We start from the raw sequence: 18065 nt of genomic DNA, 5'->3' as shown, positions 1-18065 counted from the left end.
TTCGTTTGGCGGAACGTGAGCGAGAAGAACGACGGTGCGAACCGCGATGCGACGAAACGATCGGCCCGGGAGCGGCTCCAGACGGAGCGCGAGCAGCAGAAGAAGAAGGAGAAGCGCAGGCGCGCCCTCCTGGTCGGCGGGGCGGTGGTCGGCGTACTCGCCCTGGCCGCCGTCGTCGGCGTGATCGCGGCCAACACCGGCAAGAGCGACAAGTCCGGGGCGGGCCCCGTCGCCGCCCCCTCGGGGGCCACGGGCAAGGACGCGCTCGCCATCCGGACGGGCAAGGAGGGCGCCAGGTCCACCCTCGTCGTCTGGGAGGACTTCCGCTGCCCCGCCTGCAAGGCCTTCGAGGACAACTACCGGGACACTGTCCACGACCTGGAGAACAGGGGGCTGCTCACTGTCGAGTACCACCTGGTGACCCTGATCGACGGCAACATGCGCGGCACCGGCTCCCTGAAGGCGGCGAACGCCGCGGCGTGCGCGCAGGACGCCGGGAAGTTCGCCGAGTACCACGACGTCCTCTTCAAGAACCAGCCGCAGGAGACGGACGACGCCTACGCCAAGAACGCCAGGCTGCTGGAACTGGCGGGCCAGGTCCAGGGGCTCGACACCCCGGAGTTCCGCTCCTGCGTGGAGCAGGGCACCCACAACAGCTGGGTGGCCAAGTCGCACGAGGCGTTCCGCACCGGGAAGTTCCGGGGCACCCCGACCATCCTGCTCGACGGCAAGGACATCTTCGGCGACCAGGCCAACCCGCTGACCCCGCAGAAGCTGAAGGAGAAGGTCGAGGCCAACGCGGGGGTGGCGGCCAAGCCGTCCGCTTCCGCTTCGCCCTCGCCCGCGGCCTCCGCCTCCGGGAGGTCCGGCTCGGCGCCGAAGGCCGGAACGGCCGGATCCGCGGTCCCGCCCGGCTCGAAGACGGTGTCCAAGGGGACTACGGAGGACTGAGCCGCGGCGACCGCCGTGTGTGGTTTTGGTTTCAGCTTGCCGGGCGGGTTGCGGTGGCCACCGCCCGGCAGGGTAGCGTCACCCTTGCCATGACCCTTGCTTACATCCCCAGTCCGTCGACCGGCGTGATCCATCTCGGACCGATCCCGCTCCGCGGCTACGCGTTCTGCATCATCATCGGCGTCTTCGTCGCCGTCTGGCTCGGCAACAAGCGGTGGATCGCGCGCGGCGGAAAGCCGGGCACGGTCGCGGACATCGCCGTGTGGGCGGTGCCCTTCGGCCTGGTCGGCGGTCGCCTCTACCACGTGATCACCGACTACCAGCTCTACTTCGGCGAGGGCCGGGACTGGGTCGACGCCTTCAAGATCTGGGAGGGCGGCCTCGGCATCTGGGGCGCCATCGCCCTGGGTGCGGTCGGTGCCTGGATCGGCTGCCGGCTGCGCGGCATCCCGCTGCCCGCCTGGGCCGACGCCCTCGCCCCCGGCATCGCCATCGCCCAGGCCTTCGGCCGCTGGGGCAACTGGTTCAACCAGGAGCTCTACGGCCGCCCCACCGACCTGCCGTGGGCGCTGAAGATCAGCGAGGGCCCGAACCGGGTCGCCGGCCTGTACCACCCGACCTTCCTGTACGAGTCCCTGTGGTGCCTGGGCGTCGCCGCCCTGGTCATCTGGGCCGACCGCCGCTTCCGGCTCGGACACGGGCGGGCCTTCGCCCTGTACGTGGCCGCGTACTGCTCCGGGCGGGTCTGGATCGAGTACATGCGCGTCGACGAGGCGCACCACATCCTGGGCCTCCGCCTGAACGTGTGGACGGCCATCCTGGTCTTCGTCCTCGCGGTCGTCTACTTCGTCCTCTCGGCGAAGCTGCGGCCGGGGCGCGAGGAGGTCGTCGAGCCGGAGCCGAAGCCCGCCGGGGGTTCCGGGGACGAGGCGAAGCCGGAGGCTGACGCCGACGACGCGAAGCCCGAGGCGGCTTCCGACGCCGCTGAGGCTCCTGCGAAGCCGGAGGCCGACGCGAAGCCGGTGGGCCTGACGAAGTCGGCCCCGGAGGCTGACAAGAGCTGAACCCGAACCTCCACCCGAAGGGGCGCCGCGCATGCTGCGGCGCCCCTTCGGCGTACGGGGGCCGCTGCGCGGAGCCGGTCCCCCACCCACCCTTCGCCCGTTCCCCGGGCGCTGCCCGGAGCCGTAGGGGCCCGGGGGGCACCTCCCAGCGGTAGCGGGGGGAAGGAACGGCGAAAGGGTGGGCGGGGGAGCAGCCCCGCAGGGTCAGCTTGAGCGCCGCGCGAGCGTGAGGGTGCGGTGGGCGGCGGCCACTACGGCGGGGTCGACGAAGCGGCCGTCCGGGAGGGCGAGGGCCCCGGGGGCGGCCCGGGCCGCCGAGACGACCTCCTGCGCCGCGGTGACCTCCTCCGGCCGGGGGAGGAAGCAGCGTTCGATCACCGGAAGCTGCCGGGGGTGGATCGCCGCCCGCCCCAGGAAGCCCAGCGAACGCCCCCGCGCACAGGAGGCGGCCAGGGCCTCCAGGTCCCGGATGTCGGGGAACACCGACTGCGCCGGCGGCGCCAGCCCGGCGGCCCGGGCGGCCACCACCACCCGGGAGCGCGGCCAGTCGAGCCCGCCCTCCGCGCACACCCCGAGGTCGGCGCAGAGGTCGGCCTCGCCCAGGGTCAGCCCCTGCAGGGAAGGGTGCGCGCGGGCGATGTCGTACGCCCGTTCCACCCCCAGGGCGGACTCCAGCAGCGCGTACAGCGCCACCCCGCCCGTCCGGTCCGCGACCCGGACGATCTGCTCCGGGGCGTCGACCTTCGGCAGCCGCAGCCCCGCCAGCCCGTGCAGGCGGGCCAGTGCCGTGAGGTCGGCCCCCGCCCAGGGGGAGCCCAGCGCGTTCACCCGGACGTGCACGGGCACCGGCGGCCGCTCGCCGAGCAACTCGGCGGTGGCGGCGCGGGCGTACTCCTTGCGGGAGGCCGACACCGAGTCCTCCAGGTCCACGATCACGGCGTCCGCCCCGCAGCGCAGGGCCTTCTCCACCACCGCGGGGCGGTCCCCGGGCGCGTAAAGCCAGGTCAGGATCACAACGCACCCTCCGTGCGCAGAGCGGTGATCTCGGCCGGGGTCAGGCCGATCTCGGTCAGGACGGCTTCGGTGTCCGCGCCGTGCGGGCGGCCCGCCCAGCGGATGGCGCCGGGGGTCTCGGAGAGCCGGAAGAGGACGTTCTGCATCCGCAGCGGGCCGAGCTCGGGGTCCTCGACCTCGGTGACCGTGTCGAGGGCCGCGAACTGCGGGTCGGCCATCACGTCCCGTACGTCGTAGACCAGGGCGACGGCCGCCTCGGCCGCCTCGAAGGCCGTGACCACCTCCTCCGCCCTGTGGCGGGCGATCCAGCCGCCGACCGCCCCGTCGAGGAGGTGTGCGTGCGCGGCCCGGCCGGCCCCGCTCTCGAACCAGGGCTCGTCGGCCAGCTCGGGCCGCCCGACCAGCCGTACCACCCGCTCCGCGACGGACCGGGCCGACGCGGACACCGCCAGCCAGCGGCCGTCCGCGCTGCGGTAGGTGTTGCGGGGGGCGTTGTTCGCGGAGCGGTTGCCGGTGCGCGGCTGGACATAGCCGAGCTGGTCGTACCAGAGCGGGTGCGGGCCCAGCACGGTGAGGATCGGCTCGACGATCGCGAGGTCCACGACCTGGCCGTGCCCGGTCCGCTCCCGCCCGGCGAGCGCGGTCATCACGGCGTACGCGCAGGTCAGTGCGGCGATCGAGTCCGCGAGCCCGAAGGGCGGCAGGGTCGGCGGCCCGTCCGGCTCCCCGGTGATCGCGGCGAAGCCGCTCATGGCCTCGGCGAGGGTGCCGAAGCCGGGTCGGCGGGCGTACGGGCCCTGCTGGCCGAAGGCCGTGACCCGGGCCAGCACCAGCCGGGGGCTGGCCGCCGACAGCTCGGGCCAGCCCAGGCCCCACCTCTCCAGGGTGCCGGGGCGGAAGTTCTCGACGATCACGTCGGCGGTGGCGGCCAGCCGCAGCAGGGTGTCCCGGCCGCCGGGCGCGGACAGGTCGAGGGTGATCGTCCGCTTGTTCCGCCCGAGCAGCTTCCACCACAGCCCGACGCCGTCCTTGGCCGGGCCGTGCCCGCGCGAGGGGTCGGGCCGCCCGGGGTGCTCGACCTTGACCACCTCGGCCCCGAAGTCCCCGAGCAGGGTGGCGGCGAGGGGCCCGGCGAAGAGCGTGGCGAGGTCCAGCACACGCAGCCCGGCCAGGGGCCCGCCCCCCGGGCCCGGGGCCGCCCCGGCCGGGGTCACGCTCCGCCCCCCGCACGGGTGGTGGCGTCGGTCTCCGGCCCGGAGCGCCCGGCCAGGGCGGCGGCGTCCGTCTCCGCGCGCGTCGGCATCGAGGACTGCGCCCCGGGACGCTGCACCGAGAGCGACGCCGCCACCGAGGCCCAGCGCAACCCCTCCGGCACCGTCCGGCCCTCCCCCAGGGCCACCGCGAGCGCCCCCACGAAGGTGTCCCCGGCGGCGGTGGTGTCCACGGCCCGCACCCGGGGGACGGGCACGGCCAGGGGCTCGCGCCCCCGGGCCGCGTACAGGCAGCCCGCCGCCCCCAGGGTGATCACCACCTCCGGCACCGCCCGCAGCAGCGCCTCGGCGGCCCGGTGCGGATCGGTGAGCCCGGTCAGGGCGGCCGCCTCGTGCTCGTTGGGGACCAGCAGGTCGGTGGCGGCCAGGAGTTCGTCCGGCAGCGGCCGGACGGGGGCCGGGGTGAGGACCGTGCGGACGCCATGGGCGCGGGCGGCCCGGGCACCCGCGAGGACGGCCTCCAGGGGGAGTTCGAGCTGGAGGAGCAGGGAGTCGGCGGCGCCGATCCGCGAGTCGTCGCCCGCCTCCAGGCCGGTGACCCGGCCGTTGGCGCCGGGGATGACGATGATGCTGTTCGCGCCCTCGTCGTCGACGGTGACGTGGGCGGTGCCGCTGGCGCCCTCGACGGTGCGCAGGGCGGCGGTCTCCACCCCCGCCCCGGTGAGGGCCTCCCGCAGCCGTACGCCGAAGGCGTCCGCGCCGACCGCGCCGATCATCACCACCTGCCCGCCGAGGCGGGCGGCGGCCACCGCCTGGTTGGCGCCCTTGCCGCCGGGGACGGTACGGAACTCCCGTCCGGTGACGGTCTCCCCGGGGTTGGGGGCCTTGGACACGTAGGCGACGAGGTCCATGTTCGTACTGCCGAGCACGGCGATGACCGTCATGGGCGGGCTGCCTCCTGGGCGGTGAGTCGGGCGAGGGTGTCGAAGCCGACGCCGTCGAAGCCGGCGACGGTGGTGGCGAGGCGGTTGCGCAGCGGCGCGGTCCACCGGTCCGGGATCCGGTCGGCGGAGCCCGCCAGCAGCCCGGCGACGGAGCCGGCGGTGGCCCCGTTGGAGTCGGTGTCCCAGCCGCCGGACACCGCACGGCACACGGAGTGCGTGAAATCCCCGTCGGCATGGGTGAGGGAGGCCGCGATCAGGGCCGTGTTGGGCAGGGCGTGCACCCAGTGGTAGCGGCCGTAGCGGTCGTGCAGCCGGTCCACGACCCGGTCGAAGTCGCCTTCGCCGCGGGCGGTGCGGATCCCGAAGCGGACGGCCTCGGCGAGGCGGGAGCGGGGCGGTACGACGGCCAGCCCGGCCCGCAGCGCGCCGTGCACGTCGGCCCGGCCGGAGGCGGCCTCCGCGATGGCGGCGGCGGCGAACAGGGCGGCGTGGACCCCACTGGCGGTGTGGCTGAGGGTGGCGTCCCGCCAGGCCTGCTCGGCGGCGGCGGCCGGGTCGCCGGGGTTGGTCCAGCCGTGGACGTCGGCGCGGATGAGGGCGCCGATCCACTCGCGGAAGGGGTTGTGGTGGGTGGCGGTGAGCGGGGGCTCCAGGCCGAGGAGCAGGTTGCGGTACGCGATCCGCTCGGCGGTGAAGGCCCGGCCGGCCGGGAGCTCGTCGAGCCAGAGGCGGGCGAGGTCGGCGGTGGTGAAGCCCCTGCCGTGCCGCTGGAGCAGGAGCAGGCCGAGCAGGGGGTGGTCGAGGTCGTCGTCCTCGGGGGCGCCGTCGATGTTCTCGGCGAGGGAGGTGGCGGCGGAACGCCGGTTCCAGGGGTGGGCGGCGAGCAGTTCCGGGGGGATCCCGCGGGCGGTGAACCAGTCGTCGAGCGGCCAGTTCCCGGCGGCCCGGCCCAGCGCCCGGATCCCCGGCAGCGGCAGCTTCTCGACGGGCTTGCCCAGTACGCACCCCACGGCCCGCCCCAGCCACGCGGCCTCCAGCCGGGCGCACAGGAGGGGATCGACCGGGGCGGCCGCCGCAGGGCGCTCCGCGCGGGGGCGGCCGGCCACCCCTACGCCGCCCGGCCCCGCGTCCGGGACGGGTCCGCGCCCCGGCTCCACCGGGCGTTCCGGCCGGACCGGTGCGGCCTTTGGGCGGGCGGGCGCCCACGTCGAGCGGATGGCCGGCCAGGCGGTGGGCTCGTCGGGCGCCGAGGGCACCGGGAGGGTGGCGAGTTCGTCCAGGAGGCGGGTCGCGAGGGCGCGCAGCCGCGGCCCGGCCGGGACGGGGGAGGCGCCGGCCCGGGCGGGGGCCGGCCGGCCGCCCGCCGCGAGCCAGGCGCGCAGCTGCGCCCCGGCGTCCCGACCGTCCTCGGCGGCCTGCCGCAGCTCGTGCCCGACCAGATCCTCGGGCTGCGCCCAGGTCAGCCGCACGACACCCTCCCCTCCCACCGGCATGGGCCCGTCCGGTACGAGCCTGTCCGGCCCGGGGCCGGCGGACACGGTCCTGTCAGGTACGGGGTCGGACGCGATCCCACCCGGCCTTGGCCCGCCCGGCCCGGGCCCGGCGGACACGGGGCCGTCCGGCTCGGGGCCGGCGGGCGCGGGTGCGCCCGGTGCGGGGGCCGGTTGCCCAGGGGCGTCCCCGAGGGTGCCCGGCCGGGGCGCGCCGGGTGGTGTGGTTCGTGGGACGGGCCCGTGGGGGGTGGCCGGGCGGGGTGTCATCGGGGGGTCGCCAGGGCGGTGAAGGCCGTCTCGTGGGCGCGGCGGCGGTCGCGGTCGCGGGCGAAGACCTCCCGGGCGACGCAGGACAGCGCCGCCGCCGGGGCGTGCAGGTCCAGGCGGCTGGCCTCGGCGACCTGCTCGGCCCAGCCGGCCGGCACCGCGCCGGACCCGCCCAGCGCCCCCGCGATCGCCCCCGCCATCCCGGCGGTGGAATCGCAGTCCCGCCCGTAGTTGACGGCGCCGAGCACCGACGTCTCGTACCCGCCGTCCGCGACCAGCAGCATCCCGAGCGCGATCGGCAGTTCCTCGATGGAGTGGAGCCGCGACGGCCGCCGGGCGCCGAGCGAGGGCGCCCGGTAGTCCGGGCCGACCGAGTCGTACGGGGCCACCGCCTCCCGCAGCGGTCCGAGCGCGGACTCGACGTCCCGCTGGCGCAGGGCCGCCTCCCGTACCGCCGCGATGGCCTCCCGGGTGCCGTCCTTCGCCAGGTCCAGGGCGGTGTCCACCACCGACGCGGCCGTCGCCCCCGGCAGGCAGGCCGCTGCCACGGCCGCCGCGAAGACCCCGGCCGCCTCCCGGCCGTACGAGGACTGGTGCGCCCCGGCGACGTCCAGCGCCTCGGCGTAGGCGCCCTGCGGATTGCCCGCGTTGACCAGTCCGACCGGCGCCATGTACATCGCCGCACCGCAGTTGACGATGTTGCCGGCGCCGGCCTCGCGGGGGTCGGCGTGCGCGTAGTGCAGCCGCGCCACGATCCACTTCTCCGCGAGGAACACCCGCTGGAGGGGCAGGGCCTCGGCCTCCAGCTCGGGGATCCAGCGCGGGACGGACATCAGGTCGGGGACGAGGTGCTCGGCGACCGCGTACGCGTCCAGGTGGTCCCGTACGGTCTCGTAGACCCGTACCAGCGCGTGCGTCATGAGGGTGTCGTCGGTGACGTGGCCGTCGCCCTTGTGGTACGGCGCGATGGGCCGGGCGGTGCGCCAGTCCTCGTACCAGGGGCCGACGACGCCGTGCACGCGGCCGCCGTGCCGTTCGGCGATCTGGTCGGGGGACCAGCCCTCCACCGGGCCGCCGAGTGCGTCGCCGACGGCGGCCCCGACGAGGGAGCCGGTGATCCGGTCCTCCAGTGTGAACGTCATGAGCGAGATCATTCCTTGGGTGCGGTGAGTTCCGTACGGGCGAGGAGCGCGGCGAGCTCGACCAGGTCGGTTCCGGCCAGCCGGGGCAGCGCGCAGCCTGACAGGACACGGCAGGCCTCGCGCCAGGGGGCGGGCAGGGAGCCGCCGCCGCCGAGGGCGCCGGTGAGGGCGCCCGCGAGGGCGGGGGCGGAGTCGGCGACACGGGACAGGCAGGCGGCGGCCGGGACGGCCTCGACGGCCCTGCCGCGGGCGGCGGTGGCCAGGGCCAGGGCGACGGGGACGGTCTCGGCGGCGGCGATGCCGTAGCTGTAGACGTGGTCCACGATCTGGTGCTCCAGGAGCGGGACCAGGGCGAAGGCACCTTCGCCTTCCCCGCCGGCGCGGGCGAGCGCGACGGCGTGCCGGGCGTTGCGGCCGATCTCGGTGGCGGCGGGCAGCTGGTACAGGGCTGCTTCGACGGCGGTGTCGGTGTCCGCCCCGGCCAGGGCGGAGGCGACGGCGGCGGCCATGGCGCGGGCGCCGTGGACGCCGTCCCCGTCCTGGGTGTAGCGGGCGTCGAACTCGGCGAGTTCCGCGGCCGCGCGCGGGTCGCCGGGGTGGACGACGGCGAGCACGCAGGCGCGTACGCAGGCGGCATCGTCGAAATAGTGTGGATTGTCGTGCCCGGTGGCGGGCGGGCGCAGCCCGGCGGCGAGGTTGCCCAGGCCCGCCCGTACGGAGATCCGCGCGCGCATCGGCAGCACGGCGGACTCGACCTCGGGGGCCCGTTCCGCCGCCGCGGCCACCTCGCTGGCCAGGGCGTTCCAGGCCAGGTCGATGGCGGCGCGCATACGGCGGGACCGGGAGAGGTCGCTGAGCAGGGCGCCGGCCGCGGTGAGGACGGACTCGGCGGCGAAGGCGGCCCACTCGGCGTCGTCGGAGGGGCCGAGGCGCAGCGGTTCGGGGGGCTGGTTGAGGGCGATGGGGACGGGGAGGGTGGTGGTGGCGTTCTGCTCGGCGAAGGTGTCGAGCTCGCGGGTCAGGCGGCGGGTCCACTCGGGCATCCGGCTCGCCCGGTGCCGGGCGGCGGGCCACCCGGCGGCGTCACCCGCGGCGAGCCCGAGCAGCAGCCCCTCGATCCGGCGGGGCGACGCCGCCTCCGGCGCTCCGGTCCCGGCACGGTCCGTACGGGCCGGCGCCGGCAGGGCGCCCGGGCCGCTGCGCGCCCCGTCGGCCGTCCCGGCCGGCTGTCCCGTCGACAGGACGGGGGCGCCCGGCCCCGGTGGTGCGGTGGCCGTGAGCTCGGAGCCCGGTGCGGTGGCCGGGCGGGCGGGGCTCGGCGTGGGGGTCTGGCCCGGCGTGGGGGCGGGGCCCGGTGCGGTGGCCGGGCACGGCGCGGGGACGGGCCCCGGTGCGGTGGCCGTACTCGGCGCGGGTGTCTGGCCCGGCGCGGGGACGGGCCCCGGTGCGGTGGCCGGGCCCGGCGTGGCCGGGGCGGTCGGCGGCGGGGCGGCGGTCCGGGGCGGGGCCGGGGGGCGCGGGTCGGTGGGCGGGGTCACCGGGCGGGCTCGGATTCGGGGGTGAGGAGGTCGGCGATGTCCAGGACGTGGTAGCCGCGCATCGACGGCAGGCAGCTGCCGCGGACCGGCCCGATCGCCGAGGACCAGGCGGCGGGGATGGCCGCGGCGCCCGACAGGGCGCCGGAGAGGGCGCCCGCCACCGCCGCCGTGGTGTCGGCGTCGCGGCCCATGTTCACCGCGGTCAGGACCGAGGACGGGAAGTCGCCCGCGCAGGCGGCGAACGCGCCGAACGCCAGGCCCACCGCCTCCGGTGCCAGGTCCGTCCAGGGGTAGCCGCCGATGACCACCGCCGAGCGCACCGCCCGCTCCCCGCGCGGGGCGGCGGTGACCGCGCGGCGCAGCGAGCGGGCCGTCCAGGAGTCGGACGGGATGACCGACAGGGCCGCCGAGACGACGGACGCGGGGGAGCCCCCGGCCATCGCGGCGGCGACCCCGGCGGCGACGGCCTGGCCGCCGTAGATGCCCTCGCCGTCGTGGCTGACCGTGCCGTCGATCGCGACGAGCCGCGCCGCCTCCGCCGGGCGCCCCGCGGCGAACACCCCGAACGGGGCCGCCCGCATCGCCAGCCCGTCCGACCAGGCGTGCCGGTGCTGCGCCGAGATGGGCGCGGCCAGGCCCCGGCGCAGGTTCTCCAGCGTGCCCCGCTCGGAGAAGCCGGCCCCGCGGAACGGGCCCTCGTCGAGGTCGGCGATCCAGTGGTGCCAGGCCCGTTCGACGTGCGCGACGGTCAGCGCCGAACCGTGGCGGGCCAGCAGCAGACCGGAGAAGATGGCGTACTCCGTGTCGTCCGTCCCCGCCGGGTCCTCCGACACGAAGCCCTCGATACGGCCCCACCGGGCCCGGATCTGAGAGGGCTTCATGTTCTCCGCGGGAGCGCCCAGCGCGTCACCCACGGCGAGGCCGAGCAGCGCGCCCCTGGCCCGCTCGAGGAGGACTTGCGGATTGCATGCGACCAGCTCCATGGCACGCCTCTCCCACGTGATGGGACCCATCATGAGCCCCTGGGGGATTTGTGCCACGCCATGAGGTTTGTCGGTCGCCGCGAAACACCCCGCGAACACCCCCGTCACCCGGTCGCCGATCCGCGAAACCCCAGGTAAGTACGGCCTTCCTTGCTGGCGGGAGCCGGAAATCGTGCGTAGTTTCGAGGTGTTCAGGGGAGTGCCCGGGGAGGGCCCGGCTGCGCGTCGCTTTCGCGTACCCACTCATGCGAAAAGGGGAGATACGCCGCATGTCCATCATCGACACCGAAGCGCCGCTGCACACCGCCCACCGCGACAACCACACCCACCGCGACGTCAACGGCGGATGGCTGCGCCCCGCCGTCTTCGGTGCCATGGACGGGCTCGTCTCCAACCTCGCGCTGATGACCGGTGTGGCCGGCGGCTCGATGGCCCCCGCGGCCATCGTCATCACCGGTCTCGCCGGCCTCGCCGCCGGCGCCTTCTCGATGGCGGCCGGCGAGTACACCTCCGTCGCCTCGCAGCGTGAGCTGGTCCTCGCGGAGCTCGACGTGGAGCGCCAGCAGCTGCGCAAGCACCCGGTCGACGAGATGGAGGAGCTCGCCGAGCTCTACGTCCACCGTGGGGTCGAGCCCGCGCTCGCCCGCGAGGTCGCCATGCAGCTCTCCCGCGACCCGGAGCAGGCCCTGGAGATCCACGCCCGCGAGGAGCTCGGCATAGACCCCGACGACCTGCCCTCGCCGCTGGTCGCCGCCGTCTCGTCCTTCGGCTCCTTCGCGCTGGGCGCGCTGCTCCCCGTACTGCCCTACCTGCTCGGGGCGACCGCCCTGTGGCCCGCCGTGCTGCTGGCGCTCGCCGGGCTCTTCGCCTGCGGCGCGGTGGTGGCGCGGGTGACGGCCCGCTCCTGGTGGTACAGCGGTATGCGCCAGCTCGTCCTGGGTGGCGCCGCCGCCGGTGTGACGTACATCCTGGGAACCTGGATCGGCGGGGCCATAGGCTGAGCGGCCCGGGAGTGAGACACTATGCAGTACGCAACATAAGTAGTCTCGAATCCGGTGGTTTCACTTCCGTTGCCGCCGGGCATCACAGCAGGGCGCCGGGCAAAGATGCCCGTTTCGCGCCGGGACCTTCACCCCGAGTCGTATCCGTATCCGCGGAAAGCCCCCCAGCTCGCTCCATCCCCCGCGGCCCCTCGAAGGTCCCTTCTTTCTGCCTCGCGCAGTGTCCGCATGTTGGAACGCGATATCCACTTCTCGGAATTGCCGTCATCATGTAACCTGCACGAAATTTTGCAGAGGGCCAACGTCGTCCCTCGGCCAGCACATTGCCACGACGACGACGGGAGAGCCGATGCGTTCCGCATCCACGCACTCCGCGACCGGCCCCAGCAACACCGCCTGGTCGCCCATGGACGGTCGCCCCGCCCAGCAGGGCATGTACGACCCGCGCAACGAGAAGGACGCCTGTGGCGTCGGATTCGTGGCGAACCTCACCGGCGAGGCCACCCACACCCTCGTCGAGCAGGCCCTGACCGTCCTGCGGAACCTCGAGCACCGCGGCGCCACCGGATCCGAGCCGGACTCCGGCGACGGCGCCGGCATCCTGTCCCAGGTCCCGGACGCCTTCCTGCGCGAGGTCGCGGGATTCGAGCTCCCCGAGGCCGGCGCGTACGCCGTCGGCATCGCCTTCCTCCCCGCCGACGGCACCGCACAGGCCGTCGCCGTGGAGCGCATCGAGGCCATCGCCGCCGAGGAGGACCTGACGGTCCTCGGCTGGCGCGAGGTGCCGGTCAGCCCCGACCTGCTCGGCAACGGCGCCCGCACCACGATGCCCGCCTTCTCCCAGCTGTTCGTGTCCAACGGCACGACCGGCATCGAGCTGGACCGCAAGGCGTTCGTCCTGCGCAAGCGCGCCGAGCGCGAGGCCGGGGTCTACTTCCCCTCGCTCTCCGCGCGCACCATCGTCTACAAGGGCATGCTGACCACCGGCCAGCTGGAGCCCTTCTTCCCGGACCTCTCCGACCGCCGCTTCGCCTCGGCGCTCGCCCTGGTCCACTCCCGGTTCTCGACGAACACCTTCCCGTCCTGGCCGCTCGCCCACCCGTACCGCTTCGTCGCGCACAACGGCGAGATCAACACGGTCAAGGGCAACCGGAACTGGATGAAGGCCCGCGAGTCCCAGCTGGCCACCTCCGCCTTCGGCGAGGCCGCCCTGGACCGCATCTTCCCGATCTGCACCCCGGACGCCTCCGACTCCGCCTCCTTCGACGAGGTCCTGGAGCTGCTCCACCTCGGCGGCCGCTCGCTGCCGCACAGCGTGCTGATGATGATCCCGGAGGCGTGGGAGAACCACACCTCCATGGACCCGGCCCGCCGCGCGTTCTACCAGTACCACTCCACGATGATGGAGCCCTGGGACGGCCCCGCCTGCGTCACCTTCACCGACGGCACCCAGGTCGGCGCGGTCCTCGACCGCAACGGCCTGCGCCCCGGCCGCTACTGGGTCACCGACGACGGCCTCGTCGTCCTCGGCTCCGAGGTCGGCGTCCTCGACATCGACCCGGCCAAGGTCGTCCGCAAGGGCCGCCTCCAGCCCGGCAGGATGTTCCTCGTCGACACCGCCCAGAAGCGGATCATCGAGGACGACGAGATCAAGGACGAGCTCGCCTCCGCCGCCCCGTACGCGGACTGGCTGGAGACCGGCGAGATCGAGCTGACGGACCTGCCCGAGCGCGAGCACATCGTTCACACCCACGCCTCGGTCACCCGCCGCCAGCAGACCTTCGGCTACACCGAGGAAGAGCTGCGCGTCATCCTCGCCCCCATGGCCCGCACCGGCGGCGAGCCGCTCGGCTCCATGGGTACCGACTCCCCGATCGCGGCCCTCTCCGAGCGCCCCCGGCTGCTCTTCGACTACTTCACCCAGCTCTTCGCACAGGTCACCAACCCGCCGCTGGACGCCATCCGCGAGGAGCTCGTCACCTCGCTGCTCTCCTCGATCGGCCCGCAGTCCAACCTGCTGGAGCCGACCGCCGCGTCCTGCCGCAGCGTCACCCTGCCCTTCCCGGTGATCGACAACGACGAGCTGGCCAAGCTCATCCACATCAACGCCGACGGCGACATGCCCGGCATGAAGGCCGCCACGCTCTCCGGCCTCTACCGGGTCTCCGGCGGCGGCGAGGCCCTCGCCGCCCGGATCGAGGAGATCCGCGCCGAGGCCGACGCCGCCATCGCGGCCGGCGCCCGCCTGATCGTCCTGTCGGACCGCCACTCGGACGCCGAGCACGCGCCGATCCCGTCGCTTCTGCTCACCTCCGCCGTCCACCACCACCTCATCGCCACCAAGCAGCGCACCCAGGTGGGCCTGCTGGTCGAGGCCGGCGACGTCCGCGAGGTCCACCACGTCGCCCTGCTCATCGGCTATGGCGCCGCGGCCGTCAACCCGTACCTCGCCATGGAGTCCGTCGAGGACCTGCTGCGCGCCGGCACCTTCATCGAGGGCATCGAGCCCGAGAAGGCCATCAAGAACCTGATCCACGCCCTCGGCAAGGGCGTCCTGAAGGTCATGTCCAAGATGGGCATCTCCACCGTCGCCTCCTACCGCGGCGCCCAGGTCTTCGAGGCCGTCGGCCTGGACGAGGAGTTCGTCGGCACCTACTTCAGCGGCACCGCCACCAAGATCGGCGGCGCCGGCCTGGACGTCATCGCCAAGGAGGTGGCCGCCCGCCACGCCAAGGCGTACCCGGTCTCCGGCATCGCGGCCACGCACCGCGCGCTGGAGATCGGCGGCGAGTACCAGTGGCGCCGCGAGGGCGAGCCGCACCTGTTCGACCCGGAGACGGTCTTCCGCCTCCAGCACGCCACCCGCAACCGCCGGTACGACATCTTCCGCAAGTACACGGACCGGGTGAACGAGCAGTCCGAGCGCCTGATGACGCTCCGCGGCCTCTTCGGCTTCAGGTCCGACCGCCCGTCGATCCCCCTCGACGAGGTCGAGCCGGTCTCCGAGATCGTCAAGCGCTTCTCCACCGGCGCCATGTCGTACGGCTCCATCTCCCAGGAGGCGCACGAGACCCTCGCCATCGCCATGAACCAGCTGGGCGCCAAGTCCAACACCGGTGAGGGCGGCGAGGACCCGGAGCGCCTGTACGACCCGTCGCGGCGTTCGGCGATCAAGCAGGTCGCCTCCGGCCGCTTCGGCGTCACCTCCGAGTACCTGGTCAACGCGGACGACATCCAGATCAAGATGGCCCAGGGCGCCAAGCCCGGCGAGGGCGGCCAGCTGCCCGGCCACAAGGTCTACCCGTGGGTCGCCAAGACGCGTCACTCGACGCCGGGCGTCGGCCTGATCTCCCCGCCGCCGCACCACGACATCTACTCCATCGAGGACCTGGCCCAGCTGATCCACGACCTGAAGAACGCCAACCCGGCCGCGCGCATCCACGTGAAGCTCGTGTCCGAGGTCGGCGTCGGAACGGTCGCGGCCGGCGTCTCCAAGGCCCACGCGGACGTCGTGCTGATCTCCGGCCACGACGGCGGAACGGGCGCCTCCCCGCTCACCTCGCTCAAGCACGCGGGCGGACCCTGGGAGCTCGGCCTCGCCGAGACCCAGCAGACCCTGCTCCTCAACGGCCTGCGCGACCGCATCGTCGTCCAGACCGACGGCCAGCTCAAGACCGGCCGCGACGTGGTCATCGCCGCGCTGCTCGGCGCCGAGGAGTTCGGTTTCGCGACCGCGCCGCTCGTCGTCTCCGGCTGCGTCATGATGCGCGTCTGCCACCTGGACACCTGCCCGGTCGGCATCGCCACCCAGAACCCGGTCCTGCGCGACCGCTTCTCCGGCAAGCCCGAGTTCGTCGTGAACTTCTTCGAGTTCATCGCCGAGGAGGTCCGCGAGATCCTCGCGGAGCTGGGCTTCCGCACCATCGAGGAGGCCGTCGGCCACGCCGAGCTCCTCGACACCAGCAAGGCCGTCACCCACTGGAAGGCGCAGGGCCTCGACCTGGAGCCCCTCTTCCACGTGCCGGACCTGCCCGAGGGCGCGGTCCGCCACGCCCTGGTCGAGCAGGACCACGGGCTGGAGAAGGCCCTCGACAACGAGCTGATCGAGCTCGCCGCCGACGCGCTGAACGCCGAGACCGCCGAGGCGGCCCAGCCGGTCCGGGCCCGGGTCGCGATCCGCAACATCAACCGGACCGTCGGCACCATGCTCGGGCACCACGTCACCAAGAAGTTCGGCGGCGCGGGCCTGCCCGACGACACCATCGACCTGACCTTCACGGGTTCGGCCGGCCAGTCCTTCGGCGCCTTCCTCCCCAAGGGCGTCACGCTCCGCCTGGAGGGCGACGCCAACGACTACGTCGGCAAGGGCCTCTCCGGCGGCCGCGTCGTGGTCCGCCCGGACCGCGGCGCCGACCACCTCGCCGAGTACTCCACCATCGCAGGCAACACCATCGGCTACGGGGCCACCGGCGGCGAGATGTTCCTGCGCGGCCGCACCGGCGAGCGCTTCTGCGTCCGCAACTCCGGCGCCCTGGTCGTCTCGGAGGGCGTGGGCGACCACGGCTGCGAGTACATGACCGGCGGCACGGCCGTCGTCCTCGGCGAGACCGGCCGCAACTTCGCGGCGGGCATGTCCGGCGGCGTCGCCTACGTCATCGACCTCGACCCCCGCCAGGTCAACTCCGGCAACGCGGAGGCCGTCGAGGCCCCCTCGGACGAGGACAAGCAGTGGCTGCACGATGTGGTGCGCCGCCACGAGGAGGAGACCGGCTCGACCGTGGCCGCGAAGCTCCTGGCTGACTGGGACGCCGCCGCGGCCCGCTTCAGCAAGATCATCCCGACCACGTACAAGGCAGTGCTCGCCGCCAAGGACGCCGCTGAGCTGGCCGGACTCTCCGAGTCCGAGACCACCGAGAAGATGATGGAGGCGGCGACCCATGGCTGACCCGAAGGGCTTCCTCACCACCGCGCGCGAGACCGCCTGCACCCGTCCCGTGGCCGAGCGGGTCAAGGACTGGAACGAGGTCTACGTCAAGGGCTCGCTGCTCCCGATCATCAGCAAGCAGGCCGGCCGCTGCATGGACTGCGGCATCCCGTTCTGCCACAACGGCTGCCCGCTCGGGAACCTGATCCCGGAGTGGAACGACTACGCCTACCGCGAGGACTGGACGGCCGCGTCGGAGCGCCTGCACGCCACGAACAACTTCCCGGAGTTCACGGGCCGCCTGTGCCCCGCTCCCTGCGAGTCGGCGTGCGTCCTCGGCATCAACCAGCCCGCCGTCACGATCAAGAACGTCGAAGTCTCGATCATCGACCAGGCCTGGGACAACGGCGACGTCACCCCGCAGGCCCCCGAGCGCCTCTCCGGCAAGACCGTGGCCGTCATCGGCTCCGGCCCGGCCGGCCTGGCCGCCGCCCAGCAGCTGACCCGGGCCGGCCACACCGTGGTCGTGTACGAGCGTGCCGACCGCATCGGCGGCCTGCTGCGCTACGGCATCCCCGAGTTCAAGATGGAGAAGGTGCACATCAACCGCCGCATCGAGCAGATGCGCGCGGAGGGCACCAAGTTCCGCACCGGCATCGAGGTCGGCCGCGACATCACGGCGACGGACCTGCGCAAGCGGTTCGACGCGGTCGTGGTCGCGGCGGGGGCCACCGTCTCCCGCGACCTCCCGGTCCCGGGCCGCGACCTCAAGGGCATCCACTTCGCGATGGAGTACCTCCCGCTCGCGAACAAGGTCCAGGAGGGCGACTTCCTGGCTCCGCCGATCACCGCCGAGGGCAAGCACGTGGTCGTCATCGGCGGCGGCGACACCGGCGCGGACTGCGTCGGCACCGCCCACCGCCAGGGCGCCCTCTCGGTCACCCAGCTGGAGATCATGCCCCGCCCGTCGGAGGACCGCCCGGCGGCCATGCCGTGGCCGACCTTCCCGATGCTGTACAAGGTCACCTCGGCCCACGAGGAGGGCGGTGAGCGGATCTACTCCGTCTCCACCACCCACTTCGAGGGCGACGAGGACGGCAACGTCCAGGCCCTGCACCTGGTCGAGGTCGAGTTCGTCGACGGCAAGCTCACCCAGAAGCCCGGCACCGAACGCGTCCTCCCCGCGCAGCTGGTCACCCTGGCGATGGGCTTCACCGGCACCGACCAGGCCAACGGCCTCGTCGAGCAGTTCGGCGTGGACCTGGACGAGCGGGGCAACATCGCCCGCGACGCCTCGTACGCGACCAGCGCCGACGGCGTCTTCGTCGCCGGCGACGCCGGCCGCGGCCAGTCGCTGATCGTGTGGGCCATCGCGGAGGGCCGCTCGGCCGCCCGCGGCGTGGACCGCTACCTGACGGGCACGAGCACCCTCCCGTACCCGGTCAAGCCGACGGACCGCTCCCTGATGGTCTGAGCTTCACCCCCGCCCTCCGGACGGGACCCCTCATACGGTCCGTACAACGGAGTACGGCT

Annotated in this window: 12 protein-coding genes; 5 read left to right on the top strand and 7 right to left on the bottom strand. The window is 74.1% G+C overall.

Features of this window, described 5'->3' with window-relative positions; translation table 11 throughout:
• The first annotated feature begins 15 nt into the window (after positions 1-15).
• Both ACFY15_RS12080 and lgt read left to right on the top strand, forming a co-directional pair.
• The gene (locus tag ACFY15_RS12080; protein WP_390825426.1) at positions 16-951 is read left to right on the top strand and encodes a DsbA family protein; all 936 of its coding nucleotides are present in this window, start codon (positions 16-18) and stop codon (positions 949-951) included.
• Positions 952-1040: 89 nt separating this feature from the next.
• Positions 1041-2015 carry a prolipoprotein diacylglyceryl transferase gene (gene lgt / locus ACFY15_RS12075; RefSeq protein ID WP_390685759.1) on the top strand — a complete coding sequence of 325 codons (975 nt, stop codon included), beginning with the start codon at positions 1041-1043 and terminating at the stop codon, positions 2013-2015.
• A 204-nt stretch (positions 2016-2219) separates the two neighbouring features.
• Here lgt and ACFY15_RS12070 read toward each other — a convergent pair whose 3' ends face one another.
• From ACFY15_RS12070 to ACFY15_RS12040, 7 genes are all read right to left on the bottom strand, one after another.
• Positions 2220-3029, bottom strand: coding sequence for an HpcH/HpaI aldolase/citrate lyase family protein (locus tag ACFY15_RS12070; RefSeq protein WP_390685760.1), 810 nt, complete (start codon positions 3027-3029; stop codon positions 2220-2222).
• Positions 3026-4243 (bottom strand): CaiB/BaiF CoA transferase family protein, encoded by a 1218-nt coding sequence (locus tag ACFY15_RS12065; protein WP_390685761.1) that lies wholly within the window; start codon positions 4241-4243, stop codon positions 3026-3028. The genes ACFY15_RS12070 and ACFY15_RS12065 overlap by 4 nt, the downstream gene beginning before the upstream one ends.
• Entirely contained in the window at positions 4240-5184 is a 945-nt protein-coding gene (gene rbsK / locus ACFY15_RS12060) for a ribokinase (RefSeq protein ID WP_390685762.1), read from the bottom strand. Before rbsK ends, ACFY15_RS12065 begins: the two co-directional genes overlap by 4 nt.
• Positions 5181-6677: an ADP-ribosylglycohydrolase family protein gene (locus tag ACFY15_RS12055; protein WP_390685763.1), complete on the bottom strand. Its 1497-nt coding sequence runs from the start codon at positions 6675-6677 to the stop codon at positions 5181-5183. Before ACFY15_RS12055 ends, rbsK begins: the two co-directional genes overlap by 4 nt.
• Positions 6678-6940: 263 nt before the next feature.
• Complete coding sequence (locus ACFY15_RS12050) at positions 6941-8086, bottom strand: ADP-ribosylglycohydrolase family protein (protein WP_390685764.1); 1146 nt, start codon at positions 8084-8086, stop codon at positions 6941-6943.
• A gap of 8 nt (positions 8087-8094) precedes the next feature.
• On the bottom strand, positions 8095-9624 hold the full coding sequence (locus ACFY15_RS12045; protein ID WP_390825425.1) for an ADP-ribosylglycohydrolase family protein: 1530 nt from the start codon (positions 9622-9624) through the stop codon (positions 8095-8097).
• Positions 9621-10607, bottom strand: coding sequence for an ADP-ribosylglycohydrolase family protein (locus tag ACFY15_RS12040; RefSeq protein WP_390685766.1), 987 nt, complete (start codon positions 10605-10607; stop codon positions 9621-9623). The genes ACFY15_RS12045 and ACFY15_RS12040 overlap by 4 nt, the downstream gene beginning before the upstream one ends.
• Before the next feature lie 269 nt (positions 10608-10876).
• Between ACFY15_RS12040 and ACFY15_RS12035 the strand changes: the two genes are divergently transcribed.
• From ACFY15_RS12035 to ACFY15_RS12025, 3 genes are all read left to right on the top strand, one after another.
• Positions 10877-11608: a VIT1/CCC1 transporter family protein gene (locus ACFY15_RS12035; RefSeq protein ID WP_390685767.1), complete on the top strand. Its 732-nt coding sequence runs from the start codon at positions 10877-10879 to the stop codon at positions 11606-11608.
• Positions 11609-11957: 349 nt separating this feature from the next.
• Positions 11958-16553: a glutamate synthase large subunit gene (gene gltB / locus ACFY15_RS12030; RefSeq protein WP_390825424.1), complete on the top strand. Its 4596-nt coding sequence runs from the start codon at positions 11958-11960 to the stop codon at positions 16551-16553.
• A complete protein-coding gene (locus ACFY15_RS12025; protein ID WP_390685769.1) occupies positions 16546-18006 on the top strand; it encodes a glutamate synthase subunit beta in 1461 nt (486 codons plus the stop codon). The genes gltB and ACFY15_RS12025 overlap by 8 nt, the downstream gene beginning before the upstream one ends.
• The last annotated feature ends 59 nt before the right edge of the window (positions 18007-18065 follow it).

Origin of the sequence: Streptomyces sp. NPDC001373, assembly GCF_042895815.1 — a bacterium.
Classification (GTDB): Bacteria; Actinomycetota; Actinomycetes; order Streptomycetales; family Streptomycetaceae; genus Streptomyces.
This window is presented reverse-complemented; position numbering and strand designations above follow the sequence as displayed.